Source organism: Bifidobacterium miconis, assembly GCF_019331735.1.
In the GTDB taxonomy this organism is placed as follows: domain Bacteria; phylum Actinomycetota; class Actinomycetes; order Actinomycetales; family Bifidobacteriaceae; genus Bifidobacterium; species Bifidobacterium miconis.
This window is the reverse complement of the sequence record NZ_JAHBBH010000005.1, coordinates 104,731-128,133: the sequence shown is the minus strand read 5'-3', so window position 1 is coordinate 128,133 and position 23,403 is coordinate 104,731. Positions and strand designations below refer to the sequence as shown.

The following is a 23,403-nucleotide window of genomic DNA, read 5'->3' as shown; positions in this document are numbered from 1 at the left end:
GCGAGCCTACACCACCGCGCGTTTCGGCGCACTGCCGCCGCACGCCCGGAACGTGGCGTACAGTGAGGCGCATGAGCGAACAGACTTGCGTGATTTTCGCGGCGGGCGAATACTACGATGATCCGATCGACGTGCCGGACGGCGCGTTCGTGATCGCGGCGGACGGAGGATTGGACCATACGCGCGCGCTCGGCGTGCGCGCGGACGTGGTGATCGGCGATTTCGATTCGCTGCACGGCGCGCGTCCGACGGATACGGAGCATACGATCGCGCTGCCGAGCGAGAAGGACGATCCGGATCTACTGAGCGCGCTCAAGGTCGGCTGGTCGCGCGGCTGCCGCACGTTCCACGTCTACGGCGCGTTGGGAGGGCGCATCGACCACACGATTTCGGCGATTCAGCTCACAGCGCTGCTCGCGCGGCACGGCGGCATCGGTTTCCTGCACGGCGACGGCACGATCGTCACGGCGATCCGCGACGGTGCGCTCGCGTTCGCGGCACATGAGGCGACGCCCGGGCGCATGGTGTCGGTGTTCTCGCATTCGGACGTGTCGCGCGGCGTGAACGAGCCGGGACTCAAGTACGAGCTGGTCGACGGGACGCTGACGAGCGACGTGGTGCAGGGCGTCAGCAACGAGTTCCGTTCCGGCGTCGCGTCGGAGATCAACGTGCACGACGGCACGCTGATCGTCACGTTCCCGGCCGAGTCGCCGACGCCGCGCGTGACGCGATACCGCGAGTTCGGAGGCGATCTGGGCGCGCTCGACACGCACGTCTCCCCCATTCTCGTGCGGTAGACCGTTCCCTCCATCCGGCGCGAACGGCCATGTCCGGACCGTATTCGTCGAGGCGCCTCATGACGCGCCTCGCAACACGGCGGACTGGACCGGATCGCGCATGTGTGAGCGTTCACACAAAGTTTGCCCAATACGCGAAAACACACCCGCGAATCGTTGCGAAAGGTACAGGCGACGCATTAGAGTGGGACATGTTGGTAAACAATGGCCCCAACATGTCTAGGCATGCGCGGGGTCACCCTACAAGGGAGAATTACATGACAGTTAAGATTGGTATCAACGGTTTCGGTCGTATCGGTCGTCTTGCCTTCCGCCGCATCTTTGACCTGCAGCAGAAGGGCGGCGAGGCCGCCGACATCGAAGTCACCGCCATCAACGATCTGACTTCCCCGTCCGCTCTCGCCTACCTGCTGAAGTACGACTCCACTCACGGCACCTTCAAGCACGCCGACGGCACCCCGGTCGACGTCAAGGCCACCGACTCCGCCATCGTGGTTGATGGCAAGGAGTACCCGGTGTACGCCGAGCCGGATGCGAACAACATCCCGTGGGTCAAGAATGACGGCGTCGAGTTCGTCCTCGAGTGCACCGGCTTCTACACCTCCGCTGAGAAGTCCCAGGCCCACCTGAACGCCGGTGCCAAGAAGGTCCTCATCTCCGCTCCGGCCAAGGACGCCACCACCCCGACCGTCGTGTTCGGCGTGAACCACGAGATCCTGAAGGCCTCCGACAACATCGTGTCCGCCGGCTCCTGCACCACCAACTCCATGGCCGCCATGGTCAAGCTGCTCAACGACAAGTGGGGCATCAAGGTTGGCTTCATGACCACCGTGCACGCCTTCACCGGCACCCAGATGATCCTCGACGGCCCGCGCGGCAAGAAGTCCGGCCGCGACCTGCGCGCCGCCACGATCAACACCATCCCGCACTCCACCGGTGCCGCCAAGGCCATCGGCAAGGTCGTGCCGGAGGTCAACGGCAAGCTGCAGGGCCACGCCCAGCGCGTTCAGGTCCCGGACGGCTCCATCACCGAGCTGACCACCGTGCTTGAGAAAGAGACCACCGTCGACGAGATCAACGCCGCGTTCAAGGCCGCCTTCTCCGACACCCCGTACTACGGCTACAACGAGGATGGCATCGTCTCCGGCGACATCATCGGCGACACCCACGGTGGCGTCTTCGATCCGACCCAGACCGACGTCAACACCGTTGACGGCGTGACCATGGCTCGTACCGTCGCCTTCTACGACAACGAGTACGGCTTCACCTCCAACATGGTCCGCACCCTCGAGTACTTCGCCGAGATCTCCGAGTGAACCGCCGCGGCTAGGCCGCTAGGTTCATAAGGACCACTGAAAGGGAGCCCTTCCGCAATTGGAAGGGCTCCCTTTTTTTGCATCCGCGGCACACGTTCATCAGCCATTGATGGCTCTTCGCATTTTGCTGTGTATAAGTCGTGCGGTCCGAGGTATCGGAATCGCGCTGCGCGCGATACTGTGTTGTTGGCGGCGCGTAGCGCCGCGACGCTCCCCCAGTCAGCCTGCGGCTGACAGCCCCCTCAGCTGAGGGGGCCGAGGCTCCGCCAGCATCATAGTGCGTTGAACACTGGCAAGCGCGGCGGCCGAGCCGCCGCTGGGAATATGGTATTGCGCGCGAGCGCAATGCCGTGTTCATCGCGCGGCAGCGCGATGCTGGGATTGCGCTATCGCGCAATCCCATGACAATACAGCATCACGCGACAGCGTGATTCCAACACCACCGGGACAACGCCCGTACACACCAAAATGCGAAGAGCCCCATTGATTCACGACCTTGCCGAGCCGGACGAAGGCCGTATCTCGATGGCGGAAAAGTGCTTATCGGGTGGATTCTCGTTCGAGGAGACGGAAGGAGGCGGTTTGGCGGCGCGGTTCGCCGTCGTAGGTGCCTTCGATGCGCGAGACGAGCATGTTCATGGCCTTGTGCACGAGATCGGTCATGTCGACCTCGACGGTGCTGATGCTCGGCACAGTCCACCGGCCCACGGAAATGCCGTCGAAGCCGATGACGAGCGCATCGTCGGGCACGTGCACGCCGCGGTCGGCGAATCCGCGGATCAGGCCCAGCGCAATCGAGTCGGTCGCGCATACCACGCCGTCGAACGAGATGCCGGAATCGACGATGTGATGCGCGGCGTCAAGTCCGGGATCGGTCCACCAGCCGGCGGGAATCAGGCGCGCATCGTCGCATGGCAGTCCGGCGTCCAGCAGCGTCTGCCGGAACGCGTGCGTGCGGGCCGGGCCGGTGTCGCGTGAGCCTTCCGCATAACTATCGAGCTCGGCCCGTCCTCCGCCGACGAATAGCAGATTGCGGCATCCGCGTTCGATCATGTGCCGGGTCGCGGCCGTGACGCCTTCCTCGTTCGGCGTCATCACCGTATCAAGCACGGGCTTGGCGTGTGCTTCGTCGAGCAACACGACGGGTCGGTTCACGCTCAGCCGCTTGATCTCCTGCGCGGGCAGTCCGGACGGGTTGAGGATCACGCCGTCACAGTACTGGTTGGAGATGGAGCTGACGGCGGCGCTCACGTTGTCCGTATCCATGCCGGTTTTCAATACAACGGCCTGATAGCCGGCTTCGCGGATCACGTCGGACGCCACGTCGGACAGACGCGAGTAGAAGTACGGCACGTCGAGCTCATGCACGACGATGTCGATCACGTTGGTGCGGCCGCGGCGCAGGGACCGAGCGGACGGATTGGCGACGTAGCCGAGCTTCTGCGCGGCGGCCACGACCTTGTCCATGGTGTGCTTGGAGACATGTTCTCCGCCGCGCAATGCGTAGGACACGGTCGCCGGAGAGACTCCGGCTTCTTTTGCGACATCCTTGAACGTGACCATGAGTACCGCCTTTGTGTGATCGGGGCTTGCTTTCGGCAAACAATCCCCTATTGTAAGGGCCTTCCGACCTGTGACGGCACAGCTCCGGAATCGCCGTGAACGAGAAAGGAACGGAATCGTCCACGGCATTCCGGCAGGTGCACCTCCCGGGTCGGAAGGCCGAGTCTGTTTGCGTTCGTTATAGTCCGGATTACCGGTTGAGAGGGTGACCGATAAACCGGACCACGTCGTCAGTTCTGCTTGGCGTACGTGTCGACCCACTTCTGGTAGATCTTGACAACATCGTCGATCTGCAGCGTCTTCAGATTCTTCTGGAACTCATTCCACGAAGCGTCGTCGAGACCTCCCTGCGAGATCCACTTGGCGATGACCGGCATGGCGTACGAGAACAGCGGCGTGTTGATGTTGGAGATGGTGGTCTGATCGTCGGAGCTCGGGGTGACCCACTGCGGGATGGTATCGCCCTCGCCGATGTTCTTCTGGTCGGGGGCATACACCTCGGCGGCCTTGATCGCACGTTCGCTGGAGGCCATGCCCGGGCCGCCAACGGTGAAGTCGGGACGCATCCATGCCAGGGTGCGATCGGCCAGACCATAGGTGACGGACGTGTCGGCGAAGGTTTTCTCCGGAACGGAGTACTTGTTCTCCCCTTCCTTGGTGACGTAGGTGCCCATGTCGCCGTAGTAGCCTTCGATGGTCAGATCCGGGTCAAGCATGGCGTTGATGATCTTGAACGCGGCGTCCTTGTTCTTGGCGTTGGCCGACACGGCGGCGCCGTTGTACACGTCGGCGACCGGCGCCTCCCACGTGACATCGGAATCCGGCGTGGAGGCGCTTTCCTTGGGCACGCGCATGGTGATGTACTGGTCGATGTTCTTGCCGAAGTCGGACACCTCCCAACCGAAGGAGACACCGACGCGGGCAGTGTCGCCGCCAACTTCGCCGCTCCACGTGGAATCGTCCTTGGTCATGGCGTTCTGCGGGACCAGTCCCTGCTCGACGAGCGAGTGGTAATACTCGATGACGCGACGGAAGTTGTCGGTCTGCATGAAGTTGCCGACCTTGCCGTCCTTGGAGTACAGGCCCTGCGTGCCGGTGCTGAAGAACTGAGTGGTGATGCCGGTGGAGTTGAGCAACAGGAAGCTGTCGTACCAGCCAAAACCGGTGGTGCCGAGCGCGTGCGGGCTGAACGGAATCTCGTCGGCTTCGCCGTTGCCGTTCGGATCCTGCGTCTTGAACGCCTTGAGCACGGCGGTCAGTTCGTCCCAGGTGCGGGGTACTTCAAGGCCGAGCTTGTCGAGCCATGTCTTGTTGATGCGCATGAACTGGCCTCCGGCAAGGGCGGCCGGAGAATTGCCCGCATTGGAGGGGATCTGCCAGATATGGCCATTGAGATCAGTGGCGAAGCGACGCGATGCTTCGGATTCCTTGAAGTATTCCTGAACATTGGGCATCTTGTCGAGATCATCCGACAGATCTTCGAACAGCGGGTACTTCGCCAGATCCTGGTTGCTGTAGCCCCAGATGGTCAGGTCCGCGACCTCGCTGGCCGCAAGGGACGCCGTCTTCTGCTGACTCCACGCGTTTTCGGATGCCTCGCGCCATTGGATTGTGCAATCGCAGGCTTTCTCGAGGTCCTTGGCATACTTCATTTTGCTGATCGCGATCATGGGCGATCGCTTGATGATCTGCACGGTGACGATCGGCTTGCCGTTGGCGTCGGTCTTGCTGTCTTCGCCGCAGGCCGCGAGTCCGGTCAGGCAGGCGGCCGCGCTGATGGCCGCGATGGTTTTCTTCGCCGTCGAATATGACTTCCTCATCATGTGTCCTTTGTTCGTCGTTGGGCGTCGCGCCGGCTCCTCCGTCGAGCCGGTCCGGCGTGTTGTGAATTTTGCATCGCGTTCATATCGATATAAAATTCATATCGATATCATAAACCGACGGTCGGCGAAACGCAAATCGTGACACGAGTCAACCCGCCGGCCAAGCAAAGGAGACCACACCATGACCCAGCGCAACGCGGCGCCCGAACCCAGCAAACAGGCCGCAACCGAGCGCGTCCCGATCACCGTCGACGTGCGCGACACGCCGATCAAAAACCAGGGCGACCTGTTCGGCGTATTCTTCGAGGACCTCAACCACGCGGCCGACGGCGGCCTGTACGGCGAGCTCGTGCGCAACAGGTCGTTCGAATTCGATCCAATCGACAACGCGTCCTATACGGCGCTCACCGCATGGCGCAAGGTGCAGCGCGGCGACGCGATCGTCGGCCTGCACGTCGACGACGCGCATCCGCTCAACGAACGCAACCGTCACTACGCACGGCTCGACGTCATCCGCTGCGGCGACGGCGCCGGCATCTCCAACCTCGGCTACGGCGACGGCATCCCCGTGCGCGACGGCGAGAAATACCGGTTCTCCTGCCAAGTGCGGCTTGACGGCTCCCCCGCGCACGGCAATGCACGCACCGACCGCAACAACAACGACGAGCCGATTTCGATCATCGTCTGGCTGGAGAACGCGGACGGCACGGAAACGTACGGCGAAACCGTGCTGCCGATCCCGGCCGAAGCGTACGGCGCGTGGACGCGCGTCGAGGGCACCGTCACCGCGTTCATCAGCGGACGCGACGGAGAACGCGCGGGCGCCGGCATGCAGAACGACGGTGACGATCGACGCCGCGCGAACGCCGATGCCGACGACCGCGTCGATCCGGCTGGCCGGCTCACGCTGATGTTCGACGCGCCGTGCCACGTCTCGCTCGACATGGTCTCCCTGTTCCCCGCGCGCACGTTCAGGAACCGCCCGAACGGCATGCGCCGCGACGTCGCGCAGCTCATCGCCGACATGAAGCCGAAGTTCATGCGCTTCCCCGGCGGGTGCGTCATGCACATCGGATCGCTGGACGCGGACGACCGCGACAGCATCTACCGTTGGAAAAACACGGTCGGACCGGTCGAACAGCGTCCGGCTCGGCGCAACAGCTGGAACTACAACAGCACGTTCGGGCTCGGCTACTTCGAGTTCTTCCAGTTCTGCGAGGACATCGGCGCGGAGCCGCTGCCGGTGATCGCCGGCGGCTGGGATCCGCACAATCTCGAGGCCACGCCGATCGAGGACATGCAGGAGTGGGTCGACGAGGTGCTCGACCTGATCGAATTCGCCAACGGGCCGGCCGATTCGCGTTGGGGTTCCGTGCGCGCGAGCATGGGTCACCCGGGCAGCTTCCGCCTGAAGTACCTCGGCATCGGCAACGAGGAGACGGGCAGCGAATTCTACGAACGCTACGACATCATGGCCAAGGCCGTGCGCGAACGGTACCCCGACATCCGGCTCATTGGTTCGGCCGGCCCCTCGATCGGAGGCGAGCAGGAGGCCCAAATTTGGGCCGATGCAGCGAAGACCGGCACTTCGTTCATGGACGAACATTTCTATCACTCGCCCGAATGGTTCGTCGCGAACGTCGACCGCTACGCCTCCTACCGCGCGGACGAGGGCTGGCCGCGCGCGTTCCTCGGCGAATACGCGTCGTGCGGCAAGGCGTGGCGGAACGCGTTGGCGGAGGCCGCGTTCCTGACCGGCGTGGAAAAGGCGCCCGGCATCGGGCTCGCCTGCTATGCGCCGATGCTGTGCAACGTCGCCTACCGCAACTGGGATCCGGACATGATCTACTTCGACGGCACGCGCGCGTTCGGCACGCCGAGCTATTGGGTGCAACGCATGTTCATGACCGGTCAGGGCACGCAGCTGCTCGCCGCGAGCGACGACATGCCGACGCCAACGACCGAGCCGGAACCACTGTCGCTGGCAGGATTGCTGCGCATGACCACGACGCACGCGCGCGTCGACGTCGCCGGGTTCACGGTGCGCGACGAGAACGGCGACGTGCTGCTGCGCGACGACGATTTCACGATCGACGCCGATCATGCGATACGCGACTGCGGCAGCGTGCCCGCCGACTCGTACACGGTCGAGTTTACGTTCACGCGCCGCAACGGCGAACTGCGCGACGAGCTGAACGGCAAGTACGGGTTCGGCCTCGACTTCGCCATGCACGACGACCGGAACCTGCTGCGGTTCTACATCAACGGCTGGCAGCGGCTGTGCGGACTGCACGGCGTCACCAACGGCGGCCTGTGCACGACGAACTCGCACGTCGTCACCGAGCGGGGCGTCGCCTACCGCTGCCGACTGTCGGTCGACGGCTCGCGCGTGCGCGGCTGGATCGACGACACGCCGATCTTCGACCACACGTTCAAGCGCTCCGACCCGCGACCGCTCTACTATTCGGCGGTGCGTGACGAGACGACCGGCGAGACGATCGTCAAGCTCGTCAACGTGACCGACGCGTCGCAGCCGGTGGCTGTCCGTTTCCCGCACGCCGATGACACGGCCGCGGACGGCGATTCCCCGGCGGACGGCCATCGTTGCGCCGGCGCACGGCAGGCCGTGGTCGAATCGATCGCGGACGTGCCGCTTGACGCCGAAAACGACTTCGACGCGCCGGAACGGGTGCGCCCGCACACCCGTCTCGTCGGCATCGACGCGGACGGCACGGTGTCTTTGACCGTCGGCCCCCATTCCTTCCACATGCTGCGTGTCCGCTGACCGGCGAGCTTGGGTTGAGGGCCGCATCGAACCGTATTGACGATGCGTTTGCGGCCCTCAGCCCGCGCAAGCCGGGACGGCGTCGTATGATGGGGCGACATGGGCAAGAAATCGAAGAACGAGAAAGGCAAGGGCTCGACTCCGGCGACCGTGCAGCTGGAGAAGGCGGGCGTGCCGTTCGAAACGTACGAGTACGAGCATTCCAACGATCACATGGATGACGGGTACGGCGTGGAGGCGGCCACGAAGCTTGGATTCGACGAGCATCAGGTGTTCAAGACGCTTATGGCCGACACGGGTTCCGAACGCGTGGTGGGCGTGGTGCCGGTCAGCGGGCACATGGATCTGAAGGCTTTGGCCGCGGCGGTGGGCGCCAAGAAGGCGGCGATGGCCGATCCGAAGGTCGCCATGCGTGAATCGGGGTATGTGGTCGGCGGCATTTCGCCGCTCGGCCAGAAGGTGCATCACAAGACCGTGCTCGACGAGAGCGCGCTGCAGTACGACCGAATCCTGCTGTCGGGCGGCAAGCGCGGCTTTTCGATCGGCATCGCGCCCGAGGACCTGCTCAAGGTGCTCGACGCGGTCGCCGCGCCCATCGGCACGTGGTAAACAGGTCAACAGCGTATGCGGCTCCGGTCTCTCCCTCAGTCACGGCTGAAGCCGTGACAGCTCCCTCGTCAGAGGGAGCTCCTGTGACACTTGTGCGCGCTATTGCGCACGCGAAGGTTGCCGGCGGATTTCCGCCAGCTGAGCCGTTAAGAGGGAAGCACAGTGTGCTTCCCGTAGGCGAAGTGAGCGTGCGCGCTATTGCGCACGCGAAGGCTGCCGGCTGCGAAGCTCAGCCGGCAACACGAAGTGCATGTTTTCCTTGATGGTTTCGACGGCGGTGACCTCGGTGAATCCGCGGCCGCGCAGTGCGTCGATCACGCCGGAGACGAGTTCGTCGGGCACGGACGCGCCGGACGAGACGCCCACGGCTTCGACGCCGTCGAACCATGCCGCGTCCATTTCACTCGCGTCGTCGACGCGGTGCGCGGTGCCGCGCAAGCCGAGCGCGTCCTGCGCGACCTCCATCAGTCGCACCGAGTTCGACGAGTTCGCGGAGCCGACGATCACCACGCAATCGGACTGTTCGGCGACGAGCTTGACCGCGGCCTGCCGGTTCGACGTCGCGTAGCAGATGTCGGAGCTGGGCGGTTCCTTGATCCACGGGAAGCGGGCCTTGAGCGCGGCGATCGTGCCGGCCGTCTCGTCGATGCTCAGCGTGGTCTGGCTCAGCAGCACGAGCTTCGTGTCCGGCGTGAAATCAAGCGAGTCCACGTCGCCGGCGTGTTCGATCAGATGCACGTGCTCGGGGCTCTCCCCCACCACGCCGACGGCCTCGTCGTGGCCCTTGTGGCCGATGTAGACGATCTCGTATCCTTCGCGCACGAAGCGCAGCACTTCGCGGTGCACCTTGCTCACCAGCGGGCAGGTGGCGTCCACGACGTGCATGCCGCGCGCGGCGGCCTCGGCCTTGACCGCGGGCGACACGCCGTGCGCGGAGAACACGATCGGAATGCCCGCGGCGGCGGCCTCGTCCGGGATTTCGGCGAGTTCCTGCACGAACACGGCGCCCTGTTCGGCCAAGTCCTCGACGACGTGCTTGTTGTGCACGATCTGGCGGCGCACGTACACGGGCGGCAGGCCGTCCTCGCGCGGCGCGCCGGCGGCCTTGAGAATCGTCTGCACGGTGAGAATCGCCCGATCCACGCCCGCGCAAAAGCCGCGCGGGTCAGCCAATACGATTCGTTTCGCCATCACGTCCGCCTTTCCTAGCCGTGTTCCGTCCATACCTTACCCGTTCCCCGTCGAAAACGTTCGCGGCCGGGCGACGAACCGCAATTTTCTCCATATATTCCGCACGACATACGGATTCTTGCCGCCACAGGCGCGGTACACTGTGTTGTTAGCGGTAACATCCGTTGCCGAACACGCAATTCTCACTATGGAGTGATGCAATATGACGAAGAACTTCCCGCCGCGCACCGGCCAGCAGTACTCGATCCATTACGGCGACTGGGATGCAGTGATCACCGAGCTCGGCGCGACGATGCGCAAGGTCACCTACCAAGGCAAGAACGTGATCGTGCCGCTCGGCCCGGACGATCCGGTCACCTGCTGCCACGGCCAGCTGCTCATCCCGTTCCCGAACCGCATCAAGGGCGGCGAATACACGTTCGAAGGCAAGACCTACACGCTGCCGATCGACGAGCACGACCGCAACACCGCCATCCACGGCTACGGCTACCGCTCCTACTGGAAGCTCGAGGAGCTCACCGAATCCTCCGTCACCCAGTCGTGGCGCGTGCCGAACATGCTCGGCTACCCGTTCGACCTGATCGTCACCGCCAAGCACGAGCTGGACGCCGACGGCCTGCACATCACCGTGAACGCCTACAACAACGGCGACGCGAACGCCCCGTGGGCCCTCGCGATCCACCCGTGGCTCGACAACGGCTTCAACGGCTACGGCGACGAGATCGACGGCCACAACGCGCAGTGCCATCTGACCGTTCCGGCCGACACGCACGTGACCGTGGACGAGAACCTCATCCCGACCGGCACCGAGCCGGTGGACGGCACCAAGTACGATCTGCGCGACAACCCGCTGCTGACCGGCCAGCCGTTCGACGACGCGTGGACCGACGTGCACCACGACGCCGACGGCACCGTGACCGCCACGTTCACCCGTCCGGACGGACTGGAGATCAAGGTCGGCGGCGACGAGACGATCACCTCGTTCCAGGTGTGCACCGGCACCGGCTTCCCGGCGTACATGCACCCGGCCGGCACCGCCGTCGAACCGCAGACCGCGTACGCGAACGCGTTCAACACCGGCAACGAGCTGATCGTGATCAAGCCGGGCGAGACGAGCACGACCAAGCTGTTCATCAAGGCCTCGCTCAAGTAGTCTCCCAAGTGGCCTGCAGGCGACCGGACGGCAACGTCCGGGTTGCGAACGTCGCGCGGGTGTGCGATAATCCCGTAGGCTTAATCAATCGTCAGCAAAGGAGTCCATCATGGGTATGCGCGGACGCAAGCGCAAGGATCGCCGCAAGAAGGCCGCCAACCACGGCAAGCGCCCGAACGCCTGATCCAAGTCTGGTTCAGGCTGCGTGAATAACGCCAGAAAAGCCCCCGCGGGAATGAACCCCGCGGGGGCTTTTCGCATGTCCGGGCACGTTCGGCTTCGGCGCTCATTCGTCCTGATCGCAGCAGCAGTGGTCCAAGGTCTCGCGCAGACGGCGCATCAGGCATTCGGGCGCGACGTCCGGGCGCAGATAGGCGCGCAGGGACATGATGATCGCACGCTCGCGCTCGTCGCAGCAGGTGTTCGGGTCGAAGCATGCGTCGCCTGATGCCGGGGATGCGGTCGGCTCTCCCGGATCGCCGGCGCCGGCAAGCGCGTCCGGGCTGATGCCGGTTTCGGCGACGTGCACATCGGTGCGCACGATCGTACCGTCGACGGTTTGCCGGGTCACTGCAATGTGGCTGTGACGCTCGATACGCTCGCTCATGACCGCTCCTTCCGTTCCGTCTTCTTCCCGGTTCCATTATCGCCGCCACTATTGCGATTCGCGGACAGTGAACCGCCCTCCGCCGCGCCGTATCCGCGTTCGCGCGCGTATACGGCCAGTTCGCGTTTGAGCTGCGTGCGCGCGCGGTTGAGTCGGCTCATCACGGTGCCGATCTTCACGCCCTGCTCGTCGGCGACCTGCTGGTAGGTCTTGCCGTCGATCGCCGTGTCGATGAACACCTGCCGGCGTTCGGGAGACAGGTGCGAGAGCGCCTTCATGATCTCCTCGGGCGCGAACGTGTCGAGGTACTCCTGTTCGGCGGATTTGAGCCCTTCGGACGAATGCTCGGACGCGGAGTAGATGTCCCAGTCGTCGTATTCGCCGGTGGAGTCGTTGGCCCGCTGCGGACGGCGCTTGGCCTTCGCGTACTGGTTGAAGTAGGCGTTGCGTTCGATGGTGGTCATCCACGCTTCGAAATTCGAATTCGGATCGAACGAGTCGAATGCCTTGAAGCCGCGTTCGAACGTGTCCTGCACGAGGTCCTGCGCGTCGTCGGTGTTGTTGGTGAGCTTCATGGCCTGCCGGTAGAGGGCGTCGACCGCGGGCATGGCGAGCCGTTCGAATCGTGCGCGTCGTTCCGCCATCGTCTCATGCTGCTCGTGTTGCTCGTCTGTCACGCCTTCCCATTGTAGCGGCGGCCCCGCGTTCCGCGGCGATGCCACGCGATGGCCGTCGCTCACCGGTCGCCGCGCACCGGCAGCAACACGGCAACCGCCACGCGCCGACCGCCACCGAACATGCACATGTGCGACGGTAGAATGGCTAGTCGGTAACGACAAAGGGAGAATCACATGGCTTTGACGCTGCGATCGGCCGCCCGGCTGCTCGACGAACATCATCTGCTGCGCGAAATCATCGCCGGCGACCTGTGGACGCTCGACGCGGCGCGGGTCGACGGGTGCGACGAACCGTTCGCCGGCATCACGTACGACACGCGCACCGTGGCGGCGGGATCGCTGCTGTGCTGCAAGGGCCGCTTCAAGGCCGAATATCTCGACGGCATCGACGGACGCGGACTGGCCGCGTATGTGGCTGACGCCGATTTCTCCTCCGTCACCAAAGCCCCGGGCCTGATCGTGACCGACGCGCGCAAGGCGATGAGCCTGCTGGCCGCCGAATTCTTCGGCCGCCCGCAGGACGAGCTGACGGTGATCGGCATCACCGGCACCAAGGGCAAGACCACCACCGCGTACTTCACGCAGGCCATCCTCAACGCGCTCTCCGGCGGCCGCTGCGCGCTGTTCTCCTCGGTCGACAACTGCCTCGACGGGCACACATACGCCGAATCGGACCTGACCACGCCGGAAAGCCTCGACGCGTTCCGCATGATGCGCGAGGCCGCGAGCAACGGCATGCAGTACCTCGTCATGGAGGTCTCCTCGCAGGCGTACAAGGTCGACCGCGTCTACGGGCTCACGTTCGATGTGGCCGCGTTCCTCAACATCTCCCCCGACCACATCAGCCCGATCGAGCACCCGACGTTCGAGGACTACCTGTACTGCAAGCGGCAGATCGTCGCGAACGCGAAGACGCTCGTCTACGGCAAGGGCATGGCGCACGCCGACCTGATCCTCGAGGACGCGGCGCGGCATGGCGTGCCGGCGTCGTCGTTCGCGCTGTCCGATCAGGCGCCGCTCTCCCCCGACGCGTCGGCCGCCGGCATGCCGTCCGCCGATCGCGCGGATACGGTCGTCTGGCCGGCCGACGACGCGCACGACGCGTTCCGCATCGCGTCCGACGGCGTCGATCTGGGCGAGGTCCGGCTCGCGCTCGACGGCGACTTCAACTATCTGAACGCGGCCGCCGCCGTGGCGATCGCGCGCGCCGCCGGCGTGCTGCACGATGCGGCCGACGACGCGTCCGCGGCCGCGCTGCGCGCGATGGAACCGGTGCGCATCGCCGGACGCATGGAACGCTTCGTCGACCCGCATTCCGGCACGGTCGCGATCGTCGACTACGCGCACAACTACGCGTCCGTCACCGCACTGATCGACTATGTGAACGAACGGTACGGCAGCCGCAATCCGCGCATCACGCTGGTCACCGGTTCGGCCGGCAACAAGGCGTACGACCGGCGCCGGGAGATCGTCGAGGCCGCACAGCACCGCATCGACCGTCTCGTGCTCACCCACGAGGACACCGACACTGAATCCGTCGAGGCGATCTGCCGCGACATGCGCTCGCATGTGACCGATCCGCATCTGGACGCGGCGATCATCCTCGACCGCACGCAGGCCATCGAGGACACGGTCGAGGAGGCCCGCGCGCACGCCCGCTGCGACGACGGCCGGCTCGACGTGATCCTGGTCATCGGCAAGGGCGAGGAACGTTGGATCAAGGTGCTCAACAAGCACGTGCCGTACGAGGGCGACGATCGCGTGGTGGCCCGCATGTTCGGCCTGAACGGGGACTGAGCGCAACAGCAAGGCGTGCATTACGCAGGAATTAGCAGGAAGGAAACACACAGCTTATGATCACGTTGGAATCCGTCACCCCCGATGAACTGGAACGGGAGGCCGCCGCATGCGGCGTCGAACTGCCGATCGAGCAGACCGCCGTCTGGGCGTCGTACCAGTCGGAGATTCCGGGCCGCACGCCGTGGGGCGCGTATCTGGTCAAGCGGGACGGCGCAACGGTCGCGTTCCTGTCGCTCATCGATTTCGAAACGCACGGCTACCATTACCTGCGCTCGCTGCACGGCCCGACGTGGATCGCCAAGCCGAGCGAGGCCGAGGAGCGCGAAGTCGTCGAGGCGCTGGCCAAGGCCGTGCACGAGAAGGACGGCAAGGTCGCGTTCCTGCGCATCGACCTGTGGTACGAAGGCGACACGAAGCCGGTGCTGTCGACCGTGCCGTACGATCAGACCGTCGTGATCGACGTGACCGGCGGCGACGATGCGGTGCTCGCGCGCATGAAGCGCCGCGGCCGCCGCGACGTGCGCAAGGCGTTGCGCGAATGCCCGGCCGAGTGCGCGGACGAGACGGCGCAGGCGCTGGCCGATTTCAGCGAATACTACGACGTGATGGTCGAAACCGGCAAGCGCGACGGGTTCATTCCCGCGCCGATGAGCGACTATTCGGATATGATCGGCGCGCTGGGCGCGGATCATTGCCGCGTGTTCGCCGCCCGCATCGACGGCCGCGTGGTGGCGTGGTCGATCGTGACGGTGAACGGCACGCGCGCCGTGCGTTATTACGCCGGCATGCGCAGCGAGGTGATGCGTTTGCATGTGACCGACAAGCTGCTGTATCAGGAGTGCTGCCTGCTCGGCTCGCAGGGCATCACCGCGTACGATCTGATGGGCATCGGATCCGATTTCGCGCCGTCGCTCATGGGCCTCAACGAGTTCAAGACCAAGTTCACCGAGGAGGTCACCCCGGTGGCGCCGGGCCGTGACGTGCCGATCAAGAAGGCGTTCTACGCGACGCTGAGCACGGTGCAGAAGGTGCGCAAGTCGCTGCGCAAGTAGCGCTGCGCTCGGACGCAGCGCGTGCGCAGAGTGACGTACGCGCATATGACGAAGGGCGGACGGATCCCGGTATCGGATCCGTCCGCCCTTCGTCATACCGGCGGCGATCAGCCGCGGTCGGCGAGCTTCTGGCTGACGACCGCCGTGACGCCGTCCGCGCGCATGGTCACGCCGTACAGTGCGTCGGCGATGCTCATCGTGCGCTGCTGATGCGTGATGACGATGAGTTGCGCGTGCTCGCGCAGCTGGTCGAGCGCGTTGAGCAGGCGCGTCAGGTTCACGTCGTCGAGCGCGGCTTCGACCTCGTCCATCACGTAGAACGGGCTGGGGCGCGCGGTGAAGATCGCGAACAGCAGCGCGAGCGCGGTGAGCGAGCGTTCGCCGCCGGACAGGAGGCTCAGCTGCTTGACGCGCTTGCCGGCCGGGCTCGCCTCGACGATCACGCCCGTGGAAAGCATGTCGGCGGGATTGTCGAGGCGCAGATGGCCGGTGCCGCCCGGGAACAGCGTGGCGAACACCCGCTCGAACGCGGCGGCGGTGTCCTCGAACGCGCTGCGGAACACGTCGACCATCGTGCCGTCGATGTCCGTAATGAGCCGCATGAGGTCGTCGCGCGACTTGGCCACGTCGTCGCGCTGCCCCTTGAGGTAGCGGTTGCGCGTCTCCAGCGCCTCGTACTCCTCGGTGGCCAGCGGGTTGACCTTGCCGAGGGCGGCGAGGTCGCGCTTGGCCTGTTCGAGCCGCCTGGCCTGTTCCTCGCGCACATACGGGACGGTGTTGACCGCGGCATCGCTGTCGTCGTCGCGTTCGTCGTCGTTCTTGCCGACGTTGCCTCCGGTATCGATCACCGGCACGGGCACGTCCGGCCCGTAATCCCTGATCAGCTCGTCGATGCCGAGGCCCAGCTCGTCGGACACGCGCCGTTCGATCTGCTCGCATTCGGCGGCGTACCGTTCCCGATTCACGTCGAGCACGTGCTCGCGCGCGGTCAGGTCGGTGACCCGCGGTTCGAGTTCATCCCGCTGCGCGCGCAGCGTCCTGAGCTCCTCGTCATGGCCGGATGCGGCCGCCTGCAGGGCGTCGCGTCGGGCGGCGGCGTCGTCGATCGCCTTGCCGGCCAGTACGGCGACGGCGATCGCGTCGGAAGACACGCGGCCGGCGTGCGCGGCCTGACCGCGGCGGCGCTCGTTGGCCTGCGCGATGCGGGCGCGTCGTTCGGCGGCCTGCTTGGCCTGATCGTGCAGTAGTCCGGCCTGCCGCGCATATGATTCGGCCTTGCGCTGCGCTTCGGTCCATGCGATGGTGGCGGCGACCTCGTGATCTCGCGTGATGCCGAGCGCGGTTTCCAGTTCGTGCTCGCGCGCGTCGAGTTCGTCCGCATCGGCGGTGCCGTCGGCGGACGACTGCGCTGCGGCGAGCGCACGGTTCAGATCGTCGACTTTGAGCCGGTGCGTTTCGCCGTCGTCGTTGGCCGCGGCGAGACGGCCGTCCAGATCGTGCAGCTGCCGTTCGAGTCCGGCGGCGCGGTTCGCGGAGGCCTGCAACGATTCGGCGGTCTGGCGCGCTTTGACGCGACGTTCGGTGCATGCCGCCGACGTTTGGTCGACGGCGGTTCTCATGCGGTCCCGTTCGGCGCGGGCGCGTTCGACATCGGCGCCGAGGGTTTCGGCCTGGGCGGTCAGTTCGCGCACCTGCTGGAGCGCCTTGTCGCGCCGGGCGGCCAGCGACAGGTCGCTTTGCGACAGGGATGAGCCGCCGACCGCGCCGACCGCGTTGACGATTTCGCCGGCTTTGGTGACGGCCTGCGCGAAGCGGGGCGTGTCACGGCCGTTCAGGCTGTTCGGATCGTCGGCGGCGTCGGGGTCGAGCGTGACGGCGGCGATGGCTTCATCGAGCGTGTCGACGGCGGCCACGTCGGCGAGCAGCACGCGCACGGCGCGGGCCACGCCGGCGGCCTGTGCGGCGTCCTGCGCGTCCGTGTTCGCGGCGATCAGGTGGGAGGCGCACATGCGCTCCCGTTCGTCATGCTCACCGGACGGCCCGTCGTCGCCGGCCCCGTGCCCGTCTCCCCCGGCCAGCGCGCCGGCGAGCGGCGTGAGTACGACGGCTTTGCCGAGCCGGTCTTCGCGGGCCCGGTCGAGCGCATGCGCGAGGTTGCCGCGCGACGGCACGACGAGCGCGCCGGCGAACACGTCGAGCGCGCGGGCCACGGCGTCCTCCCAACCGTCGGCCACGCGGATGAAGTCGGTGAGGCGTCCCATGGCATCCACGTCGGCGTCGCGTTCGAGCGCGCCGGACGCGTTGCGGTTGTCGAGCGTGTCGCTCAATGCTTCGGCCTTGGCCTTGAGCGAGATGATGCGACCGTTGACGTCGCGCTGGCGTTCCTGCGCCGCGTCGAGCGCGTCCTGCGCGGCGGCGAGGCGCCGGCGGGCTTCGTCGAGCGCGGCGGTGCCGTCGTCGGCCGCGTCGGCGTCCGCGGCGCGCTCCAATGCGTCGCGCTGCGCCGCCGCCTCGGCCAGTTGGCGTTCCGTAGCGGCCCGTTGTTCGGCGAAGTCGCGGGCGCGGGTGTCCGCGAGCTGCACGGAGGATTCCTCGCGGGCGATCATTTCGCGCAGTCGGGCGATGTTCGCGTCGCGTTGCTGCGCGGTGCGGCGCAGTTCGCCGATCGTCTGCCTCAGCGAGGCGAGTCGGCGCTCGTCGCCGGCGCGCTGTTCCGTGGCCTGGTCGAGCGCGGCGCGCGCGTCGCGCTCAAGCTCGCGCTGCCGCGCGGTCTGGTCGTCCATCTCCTGCGCGCGGTGTTCGAGCAAGTCGGGATCGTCGCCGGCATCGTCGGTGACCTGTGCCAGCAGCGAACGTTCGCGTTCGGCGGCAAGCGAGGCGAGCGAACGCAGCCGTTCGCGCACTTCGGACAGTTCCTGCCACTGCCTGCTCGCCTGCGCGATGGCCGGTGAGGCTTGGGCGCTCATCGTTTCGACCTGTTCGATGCGCACCTTGGCGTGCGCGAGGTCGCGGCGCAGGCCGTTGAGTTCGCCGCGCACGGCCGTGAGTTCCGTCCGGGCGGCGTCGCGCTGCTCCATCGCGCGTTTCGCGTCGTCCGCGTACAGTCGCGAGCGCGCGTCGCGCAGGGTGATCTGGATGGCGTCGGCGCGGCGGGAGATGCGCGCCTGACGGCCGAGCGGACCGAGCTGGCGGTGGATTTCCGCCAGCAGGTCGTCGAGCCGGTTCAGGTTGGTTTCCGTGTTGGCGAGCTTGCGCAGCGCGCGCTCCTTGCGCTTGCGGTGCTTGAGGATGCCGGCGGCCTCCTCGATGAACGCGCGGTGGCCGCTCGGGTCGGCCCTGAGAATCTGGTCGAGCCGGCCCTGGCCGACGATGACGTGCATCTGCTGGCCGAGACCGGTGTCGCTGAGCAGTTCCTGAATGTCGAGCAGGCGGCACGGGCTGCCGTTGATCGCGTATTCGGATCCGCCGTTGCGGAAGATGGTGCGCGAAATCGTGACTTCCGTGTAGTCGATGTCGAGCGCGTGGTCGGTGTTGTCGATGGTGAGCGAGACCTGCGCGCGGCCGAGCGCGGGGCGCGACGACGTGCCGGCGAAGATCACGTCCTCCATGGAGGTGCCGCGCAGGTTGCGCGCGCCCTGCTCGCCCATCACCCAGGCGAGCGCGTCGACGATGTTCGATTTTCCGGAGCCGTTCGGTCCCACCACGGCGGTGATGCCCGGCTCGAAGCGCAGCGTGGTCGCCGAAGCGAACGATTTGAAGCCGCGCAGGGTCAGTTCCTTGAGATACATATGCTTGTGCTGGTTGCTGCCTGTCTGATGTGGATGCGGTCTGTCGGTCTATGGCGACCTGTCACGGTCCGTCGCGGCCGTTCAGGCGCCGGCCTGCGGCGCCTGTGCTCGCGACGAACGCGTTATTCGGCGTCCTGATCGTCGCCGCGCTCGTCGTCCTCCGCGGCCTCGCGCGCGATCTTGTTCAGGCCGAAATCGCCGAAGTCGTCGTTGTCGAAGTCCGGGTTCGCGTCCGTTTCGAAGTCGCGGTCGGCGGCGTCTTGATCGATCGCATCGGTCGCGGCATCATCCGTGCCGGTCGCGGCATGCGCGTTATCGCCGCCGAGATTCGGCTCGACGCGCTCGTGCTTCGGCTTGGCCAGATCGGGATTCATGCGTTCCTTGAGCAGGACGCGCGCGTCGCCGGCGGTGACGAAGCTGCCGCAGATGAGTACGCCGTGGCCGTAGCCGACGCCCGTCTCGTCTTCGGCGTCGACCATGTCGACGGCCTTCTGGATCGCGTCGGGCAGCAAATCCTCGCGTTCGACGCGGTCGCGGCCGAACACGCGCACGGCGACCTTCTCCAGTTCCTCGGCGGGCATGACGCGCTCGCGCCACGAGTTTTCGGTCACGACCACCTTGTCGAGGATCGGTTCGAGCACGCCGAGGTACTCCTCGACCTGCTTGTCGCCCATCATGGCGATCACGCCGACGAGCTGCTGGAAGTCGTAGCTTTCCTCGATGGCCGCGCGCAGCGCCTCGGCGGCGTTCACGTTGTGGCCGCCGTCGACGATGATGGTCGGCGAGGTGCGCACCTGCTCGATGCGCCCCGGCACCTTGACGCCGCTCAGGGCCTCGCCGACCAGATCGCCGTCGAGCACGCCGGAGACGGGCAGGACGACCTCGGCGGCGGCGAGCGCGGCGAGCGCGTTATGCGCCTGATGTTCGCCGAACTTGGCGATCGGCACTTCCTCGTAGCGGCCGCGCGGGGTGACGAGCGTGGCGACTTGGCCGCCGACGGCGGGGGCGCGCGAGACGACCTCCATCTCGTAGCCGTCGCGCACGAGCGTGGCGTCGTTGCGGCGCGCGGCCTCCTCGAGGATCGGCATCACCTCGTCCTCGTGCGGCTGGGCGCCGATGATCGCCGTGCAGCCGGGCTTGATAATGCCGGCCTTCTGTTCGGCGATCTTTTCGACGGTGCCGCCGAGCCACTGCATGTGGTCCATGTCGACCGGGCCGATGATGGCCGCGTCGGCGTCGAGCACGTTGGTGGCGTCCTGTAGGCCGCCCATGCCGACCTCGACGATCGCCACGTCGACCGGCGCGTCGGCGAACTTCCAGATGGCCATGGCGGTGAGCACCTCGAAGAAGCTCATCTTCGGCTTGCCCTGCTCGACCATCTTCGCGTCCACGAGCGCGACGAGGTCCTTGACCTGGTCCCACGTGTCGATGAAGTCGTCGTCGGACAGCTCCTGGCCGTCGATGGCGATGCGCTCGTTGATGCGTTCGAGGTGCGGCGACGTGTACAGGCCGGTGCGCATGCCGTACGCGCGGCAGATCGCCTCGGCCATGCGCGCGGTGGAGCCCTTGCCGTTGGTGCCGGTGACGTGGATGACGCGGAACGACTCCTCGGGATGGCCGAACAGGTCGAGGATCAGGTTCATCCGGTCGAGGTCCATGTTCGTGACGTTGTGCTCCGGCGGACGGTTCATGATGTCGCGCTCCACCTCGCGCATGGTCTCGTTGTTGCGGTTCGGATGCTCGAATGACATGCTTGCCTTACCCTCGTTCTGCTTGTCGTATCGGTTCTCGTATCGGTGCGGATCGGCCCGTATCGGCCTTGTCCCGGCTCAAACCACTCCATTCTAGCGATCTTGCGGCCATGCGGCGCGGCCGTGGTCCCGAGTGCGCCGAGGACGAACTAGGATGGGAGCGGTAACAATCGATCCTTTGCATCAAGGGAGTGCCGATGAGCGAAGTCATCACCGAAAAGGACAAGGAGTACGAGGCCGAGGAGAGCAAGTCCGCGCCCGGTCCGAACCAGCCGATGAACGACCGCGTGAACAACCGTTCGCTGCGTCCGAACAGCAGCTCGTTCAAGGAGTTCATGACGACCGGCTGGGACAATCAGGAGCCGGCCGTCGAGCCGCTCGAGTCCTCGAAGTTCACGCCGGCGCGTCTCGAGGCGCTCGGCAAGGCGTTCCCGGGCGAGCGTCTGGTGATTCCGGCCGGCCAGCCGAAGGTGCGCAACAACGACTGCGACTACATGTTCCGTCCGGACACGTCGTTCGCCTACTACACGGGTCTTGGCGAGGACTACGAGGCGGGCGCCGTGCTCGTGCTCAACCCGGTCGACCCGGATTCCGAGGAGGCCAAGGCCGGCAAGACCCATGTGGCCGAACTGTTCGTGGCGCCGCGCGCCGACAATTCGACCGAAGACTACTACCGCGACCCGCATTACGGCGAGTACTGGGTCGGCCCGCGCGCCGGACTCAAGGAACTGGCCGCGATGACCGGTCTGGAGACGCACGACATCGCGCAGCTCGCGGACGCGCTCGGCAAGGACGTCGGTTCGGAGGCGGGCGCCGTACGCGTGCGCGTGATCGCCGACGCCGACCCGCAGGTCACGTCGATGGTCGAGTCGGTGCGCGAGGCGAACGGCTTCGACGATCCGGACGCAAATTCCGCGGCCGACGACAAGCTGCACGAGTTTTCCGCCGAAGCCCGCATGATCAAGGACTCTTATGAGATCGGCGAGATGCGCAAGGCGATCGCCGCGACGAAGGACGGTTTCGACCGTATTCTGACGACGCTGCCGAAGGTCGTCGACCAGCCGCGTTCGGAGCGCATGCTGGAAGGCGCGTTCAATTCGAACGCGCGCGAGGAGGGCAATGGCCTGGGCTACGACACGATCATCGCGTCGGGCGAGCACGCGCCGATCCTGCACTGGATGCGCAACACGGGCGTGGTGCGCCATGGCGACATGCTGCTCATCGACGCAGGCGTGGAGGTCAACAGCCTGTACACGGCCGACATCACGCGTACGTTCCCGGTCGGCGGCAAGTTCACCGACCTGCAGAAGCGCCTGTACCAGGCGGTGCTGGACTCCCAGCAGGCCGGTTTCGAGGCGGCCAAGCCGGGCGCGACCTATTCCGACATCCACCACGCGTGCATGCGCGTGATCGCGGAGCGCCTGCACGAGTGGGGCATCCTGCCGGTCGGCGTGGAGGAGTCGCTCTCCCCCGAAGGCCAGCAGCACCGCCGTTGGCTCGCCTGCGGCGTGGCGCATCACCTCGGCCTGGACGTGCACGACTGCGCGCAGGCCCGCTACGAGTCGTATCAGGGCGCGAAGATCACGCCGGGCATGATCTTCACCATCGAACCGGGCCTGTACTTCGCGAAGAACGACCTGCTGCTGCCGCCGGAGATGCGCGGCATCGGCATCCGCATCGAGGACGACGTGCTCATGACTGAGCACGGCCCCGAATGGCTCTCCGCCGGCATTCCGAAGCAGATCGACGAGGTCGAGCAGTGGATGTCTGACCGCGCGACCGCTGCGCTGGTCTGACCGTTCCCTCTTTCCTCGGCTCCCCTTGTCAAGGGAGCTGTCGAACGCAGTGAGACTGAGGGGTAGTCAAGCGCCATGACGCACATCCTTCCGACTACCCCTCAGTCGGCTTCGCCGACAGCTCCCCTAGCAAGGGGAGCTTGTGTATAGACACGAAAGGACTTATCTATGCCAACCCCTGATTTCGTACTGAAACTCCGCAAAAAGATCGGCCATGATCTCCTGTGGCTCATGGGCGTGACCGGCTGCGTGCTGGACGATTCCGGCCGCATCCTGCTCGGCCGCCGCTCCGACACGGGCGAGTGGGCGATGGTTTACGGCATCAACGAGCCGGGCGAGCAGCCTGCGGACACGGTGGTGCGCGAGATCAAGGAGGAGACCGGCGTGGACGCGGTCGTCACCGATCTGGTCGCGGTCGTCTCCTCGGACAAGGTCATCACGTACGCGAACGGCGACAACACCATGTACATGGACCATTCGTTCCTGTGCACGGTCAAGCCGGGCGGCAACGCCGACCCGTTCGTCGGCGATGAGGAAAGCCTCAACGTCGGCTGGTTCGACCTCGACGCGCTCCCCCAGCCGCTCGCCACGAGCACCGTCGAACGCCTCGCCCTGTTCCGCCGCTACATCGACAACAAACGCCACGGCGACACTCACGCGTTCTTCATCACCGAAGGCCAGCTCCACTGACGAGA

At 65.9% G+C, this 23,403-nt stretch carries 17 protein-coding genes; 10 read left to right on the top strand and 7 right to left on the bottom strand.

The window, feature by feature from the left end; all coding sequences use genetic code 11:
* Window positions 1–71 precede the first annotated feature (71 nt).
* Window positions 72–797, top strand: a complete 726-nt coding sequence (locus tag KIH79_RS03145; RefSeq protein WP_219058064.1) for a thiamine diphosphokinase — start codon at window positions 72–74, stop codon at window positions 795–797.
* 257 nt (window positions 798–1,054) lie between these two features.
* A complete protein-coding gene (gene gap / locus KIH79_RS03140; protein WP_219058063.1) occupies window positions 1,055–2,113 on the top strand; it encodes a type I glyceraldehyde-3-phosphate dehydrogenase in 1,059 nt (352 codons plus the stop codon).
* A gap of 540 nt (window positions 2,114–2,653) precedes the next feature.
* On the opposite strand, the gene KIH79_RS03135 is transcribed toward gap, so the two are convergent.
* Window positions 2,654–3,676: a LacI family DNA-binding transcriptional regulator gene (locus KIH79_RS03135; RefSeq protein ID WP_219058062.1), complete on the bottom strand. Its 1,023-nt coding sequence runs from the start codon at window positions 3,674–3,676 to the stop codon at window positions 2,654–2,656.
* 230 nt (window positions 3,677–3,906) lie between these two features.
* Window positions 3,907–5,499, bottom strand: a complete 1,593-nt coding sequence (locus KIH79_RS03130; RefSeq protein WP_236023559.1) for an extracellular solute-binding protein — start codon at window positions 5,497–5,499, stop codon at window positions 3,907–3,909.
* Window positions 5,500–5,680: 181 nt separating this feature from the next.
* On the opposite strand from KIH79_RS03130, the gene KIH79_RS03125 reads away from it, so the two are divergent.
* Together KIH79_RS03125 and ybaK are read left to right on the top strand one after the other, a co-directional pair.
* Window positions 5,681–8,284, top strand: a complete 2,604-nt coding sequence (locus KIH79_RS03125; RefSeq protein WP_219058061.1) for an alpha-L-arabinofuranosidase C-terminal domain-containing protein — start codon at window positions 5,681–5,683, stop codon at window positions 8,282–8,284.
* A 99-nt stretch (window positions 8,285–8,383) separates the two neighbouring features.
* Complete coding sequence (gene ybaK / locus KIH79_RS03120; protein ID WP_219058060.1) at window positions 8,384–8,893, top strand: Cys-tRNA(Pro) deacylase; 510 nt, start codon at window positions 8,384–8,386, stop codon at window positions 8,891–8,893.
* A 195-nt stretch (window positions 8,894–9,088) separates the two neighbouring features.
* Here ybaK and KIH79_RS03115 read toward each other — a convergent pair whose 3' ends face one another.
* Complete coding sequence (locus tag KIH79_RS03115; RefSeq protein WP_219058059.1) at window positions 9,089–10,084, bottom strand: 4-hydroxy-3-methylbut-2-enyl diphosphate reductase; 996 nt, start codon at window positions 10,082–10,084, stop codon at window positions 9,089–9,091.
* A 202-nt stretch (window positions 10,085–10,286) separates the two neighbouring features.
* Here KIH79_RS03115 and KIH79_RS03110 point away from each other — a divergent pair, with 202 nt between their 5' ends.
* Together KIH79_RS03110 and KIH79_RS13185 are read left to right on the top strand one after the other, a co-directional pair.
* Entirely contained in the window at window positions 10,287–11,237 is a 951-nt protein-coding gene (locus KIH79_RS03110) for an aldose 1-epimerase family protein (RefSeq protein WP_219058058.1), read from the top strand.
* Window positions 11,238–11,346: 109 nt separating this feature from the next.
* Window positions 11,347–11,421, top strand: a complete 75-nt coding sequence (locus tag KIH79_RS13185; RefSeq protein ID WP_003817083.1) for a 50S ribosomal protein bL37 — start codon at window positions 11,347–11,349, stop codon at window positions 11,419–11,421.
* 102 nt (window positions 11,422–11,523) lie between these two features.
* Here KIH79_RS13185 and KIH79_RS03105 read toward each other — a convergent pair whose 3' ends face one another.
* Window positions 11,524–11,844: a hypothetical protein gene (locus KIH79_RS03105; protein ID WP_219058057.1), complete on the bottom strand. Its 321-nt coding sequence runs from the start codon at window positions 11,842–11,844 to the stop codon at window positions 11,524–11,526.
* Window positions 11,841–12,488, bottom strand: a complete 648-nt coding sequence (locus KIH79_RS03100) for a sigma-70 family RNA polymerase sigma factor (protein ID WP_219058085.1) — start codon at window positions 12,486–12,488, stop codon at window positions 11,841–11,843. The genes KIH79_RS03105 and KIH79_RS03100 overlap by 4 nt, the downstream gene beginning before the upstream one ends.
* A gap of 207 nt (window positions 12,489–12,695) precedes the next feature.
* On the opposite strand from KIH79_RS03100, the gene KIH79_RS03095 reads away from it, so the two are divergent.
* Together KIH79_RS03095 and KIH79_RS03090 are read left to right on the top strand one after the other, a co-directional pair.
* The gene (locus tag KIH79_RS03095; RefSeq protein WP_219058056.1) at window positions 12,696–14,318 is read left to right on the top strand and encodes a UDP-N-acetylmuramoyl-L-alanyl-D-glutamate--2,6-diaminopimelate ligase; all 1,623 of its coding nucleotides are present in this window, start codon (window positions 12,696–12,698) and stop codon (window positions 14,316–14,318) included.
* 56 nt (window positions 14,319–14,374) lie between these two features.
* Entirely contained in the window at window positions 14,375–15,373 is a 999-nt protein-coding gene (locus tag KIH79_RS03090; protein ID WP_219058055.1) for a lipid II:glycine glycyltransferase FemX, read from the top strand.
* A gap of 107 nt (window positions 15,374–15,480) precedes the next feature.
* Here the strand turns inward: KIH79_RS03090 and smc are convergent, their stop codons facing one another.
* On the bottom strand, window positions 15,481–19,161 hold the full coding sequence (smc, locus tag KIH79_RS03085; RefSeq protein ID WP_219058054.1) for a chromosome segregation protein SMC: 3,681 nt from the start codon (window positions 19,159–19,161) through the stop codon (window positions 15,481–15,483).
* 122 nt (window positions 19,162–19,283) lie between these two features.
* Window positions 19,284–20,912, bottom strand: coding sequence for a bifunctional folylpolyglutamate synthase/dihydrofolate synthase (locus tag KIH79_RS03080; protein ID WP_219058053.1), 1,629 nt, complete (start codon window positions 20,910–20,912; stop codon window positions 19,284–19,286).
* A 197-nt stretch (window positions 20,913–21,109) separates the two neighbouring features.
* Here KIH79_RS03080 and KIH79_RS03075 point away from each other — a divergent pair, with 197 nt between their 5' ends.
* A complete protein-coding gene (locus tag KIH79_RS03075) occupies window positions 21,110–22,708 on the top strand; it encodes an aminopeptidase P family protein (protein WP_219058052.1) in 1,599 nt (532 codons plus the stop codon).
* Between the two features lie 168 nt (window positions 22,709–22,876).
* A complete protein-coding gene (locus tag KIH79_RS03070; protein WP_219058051.1) occupies window positions 22,877–23,398 on the top strand; it encodes an NUDIX hydrolase in 522 nt (173 codons plus the stop codon).
* Window positions 23,399–23,403: the final 5 nt, after the last annotated feature.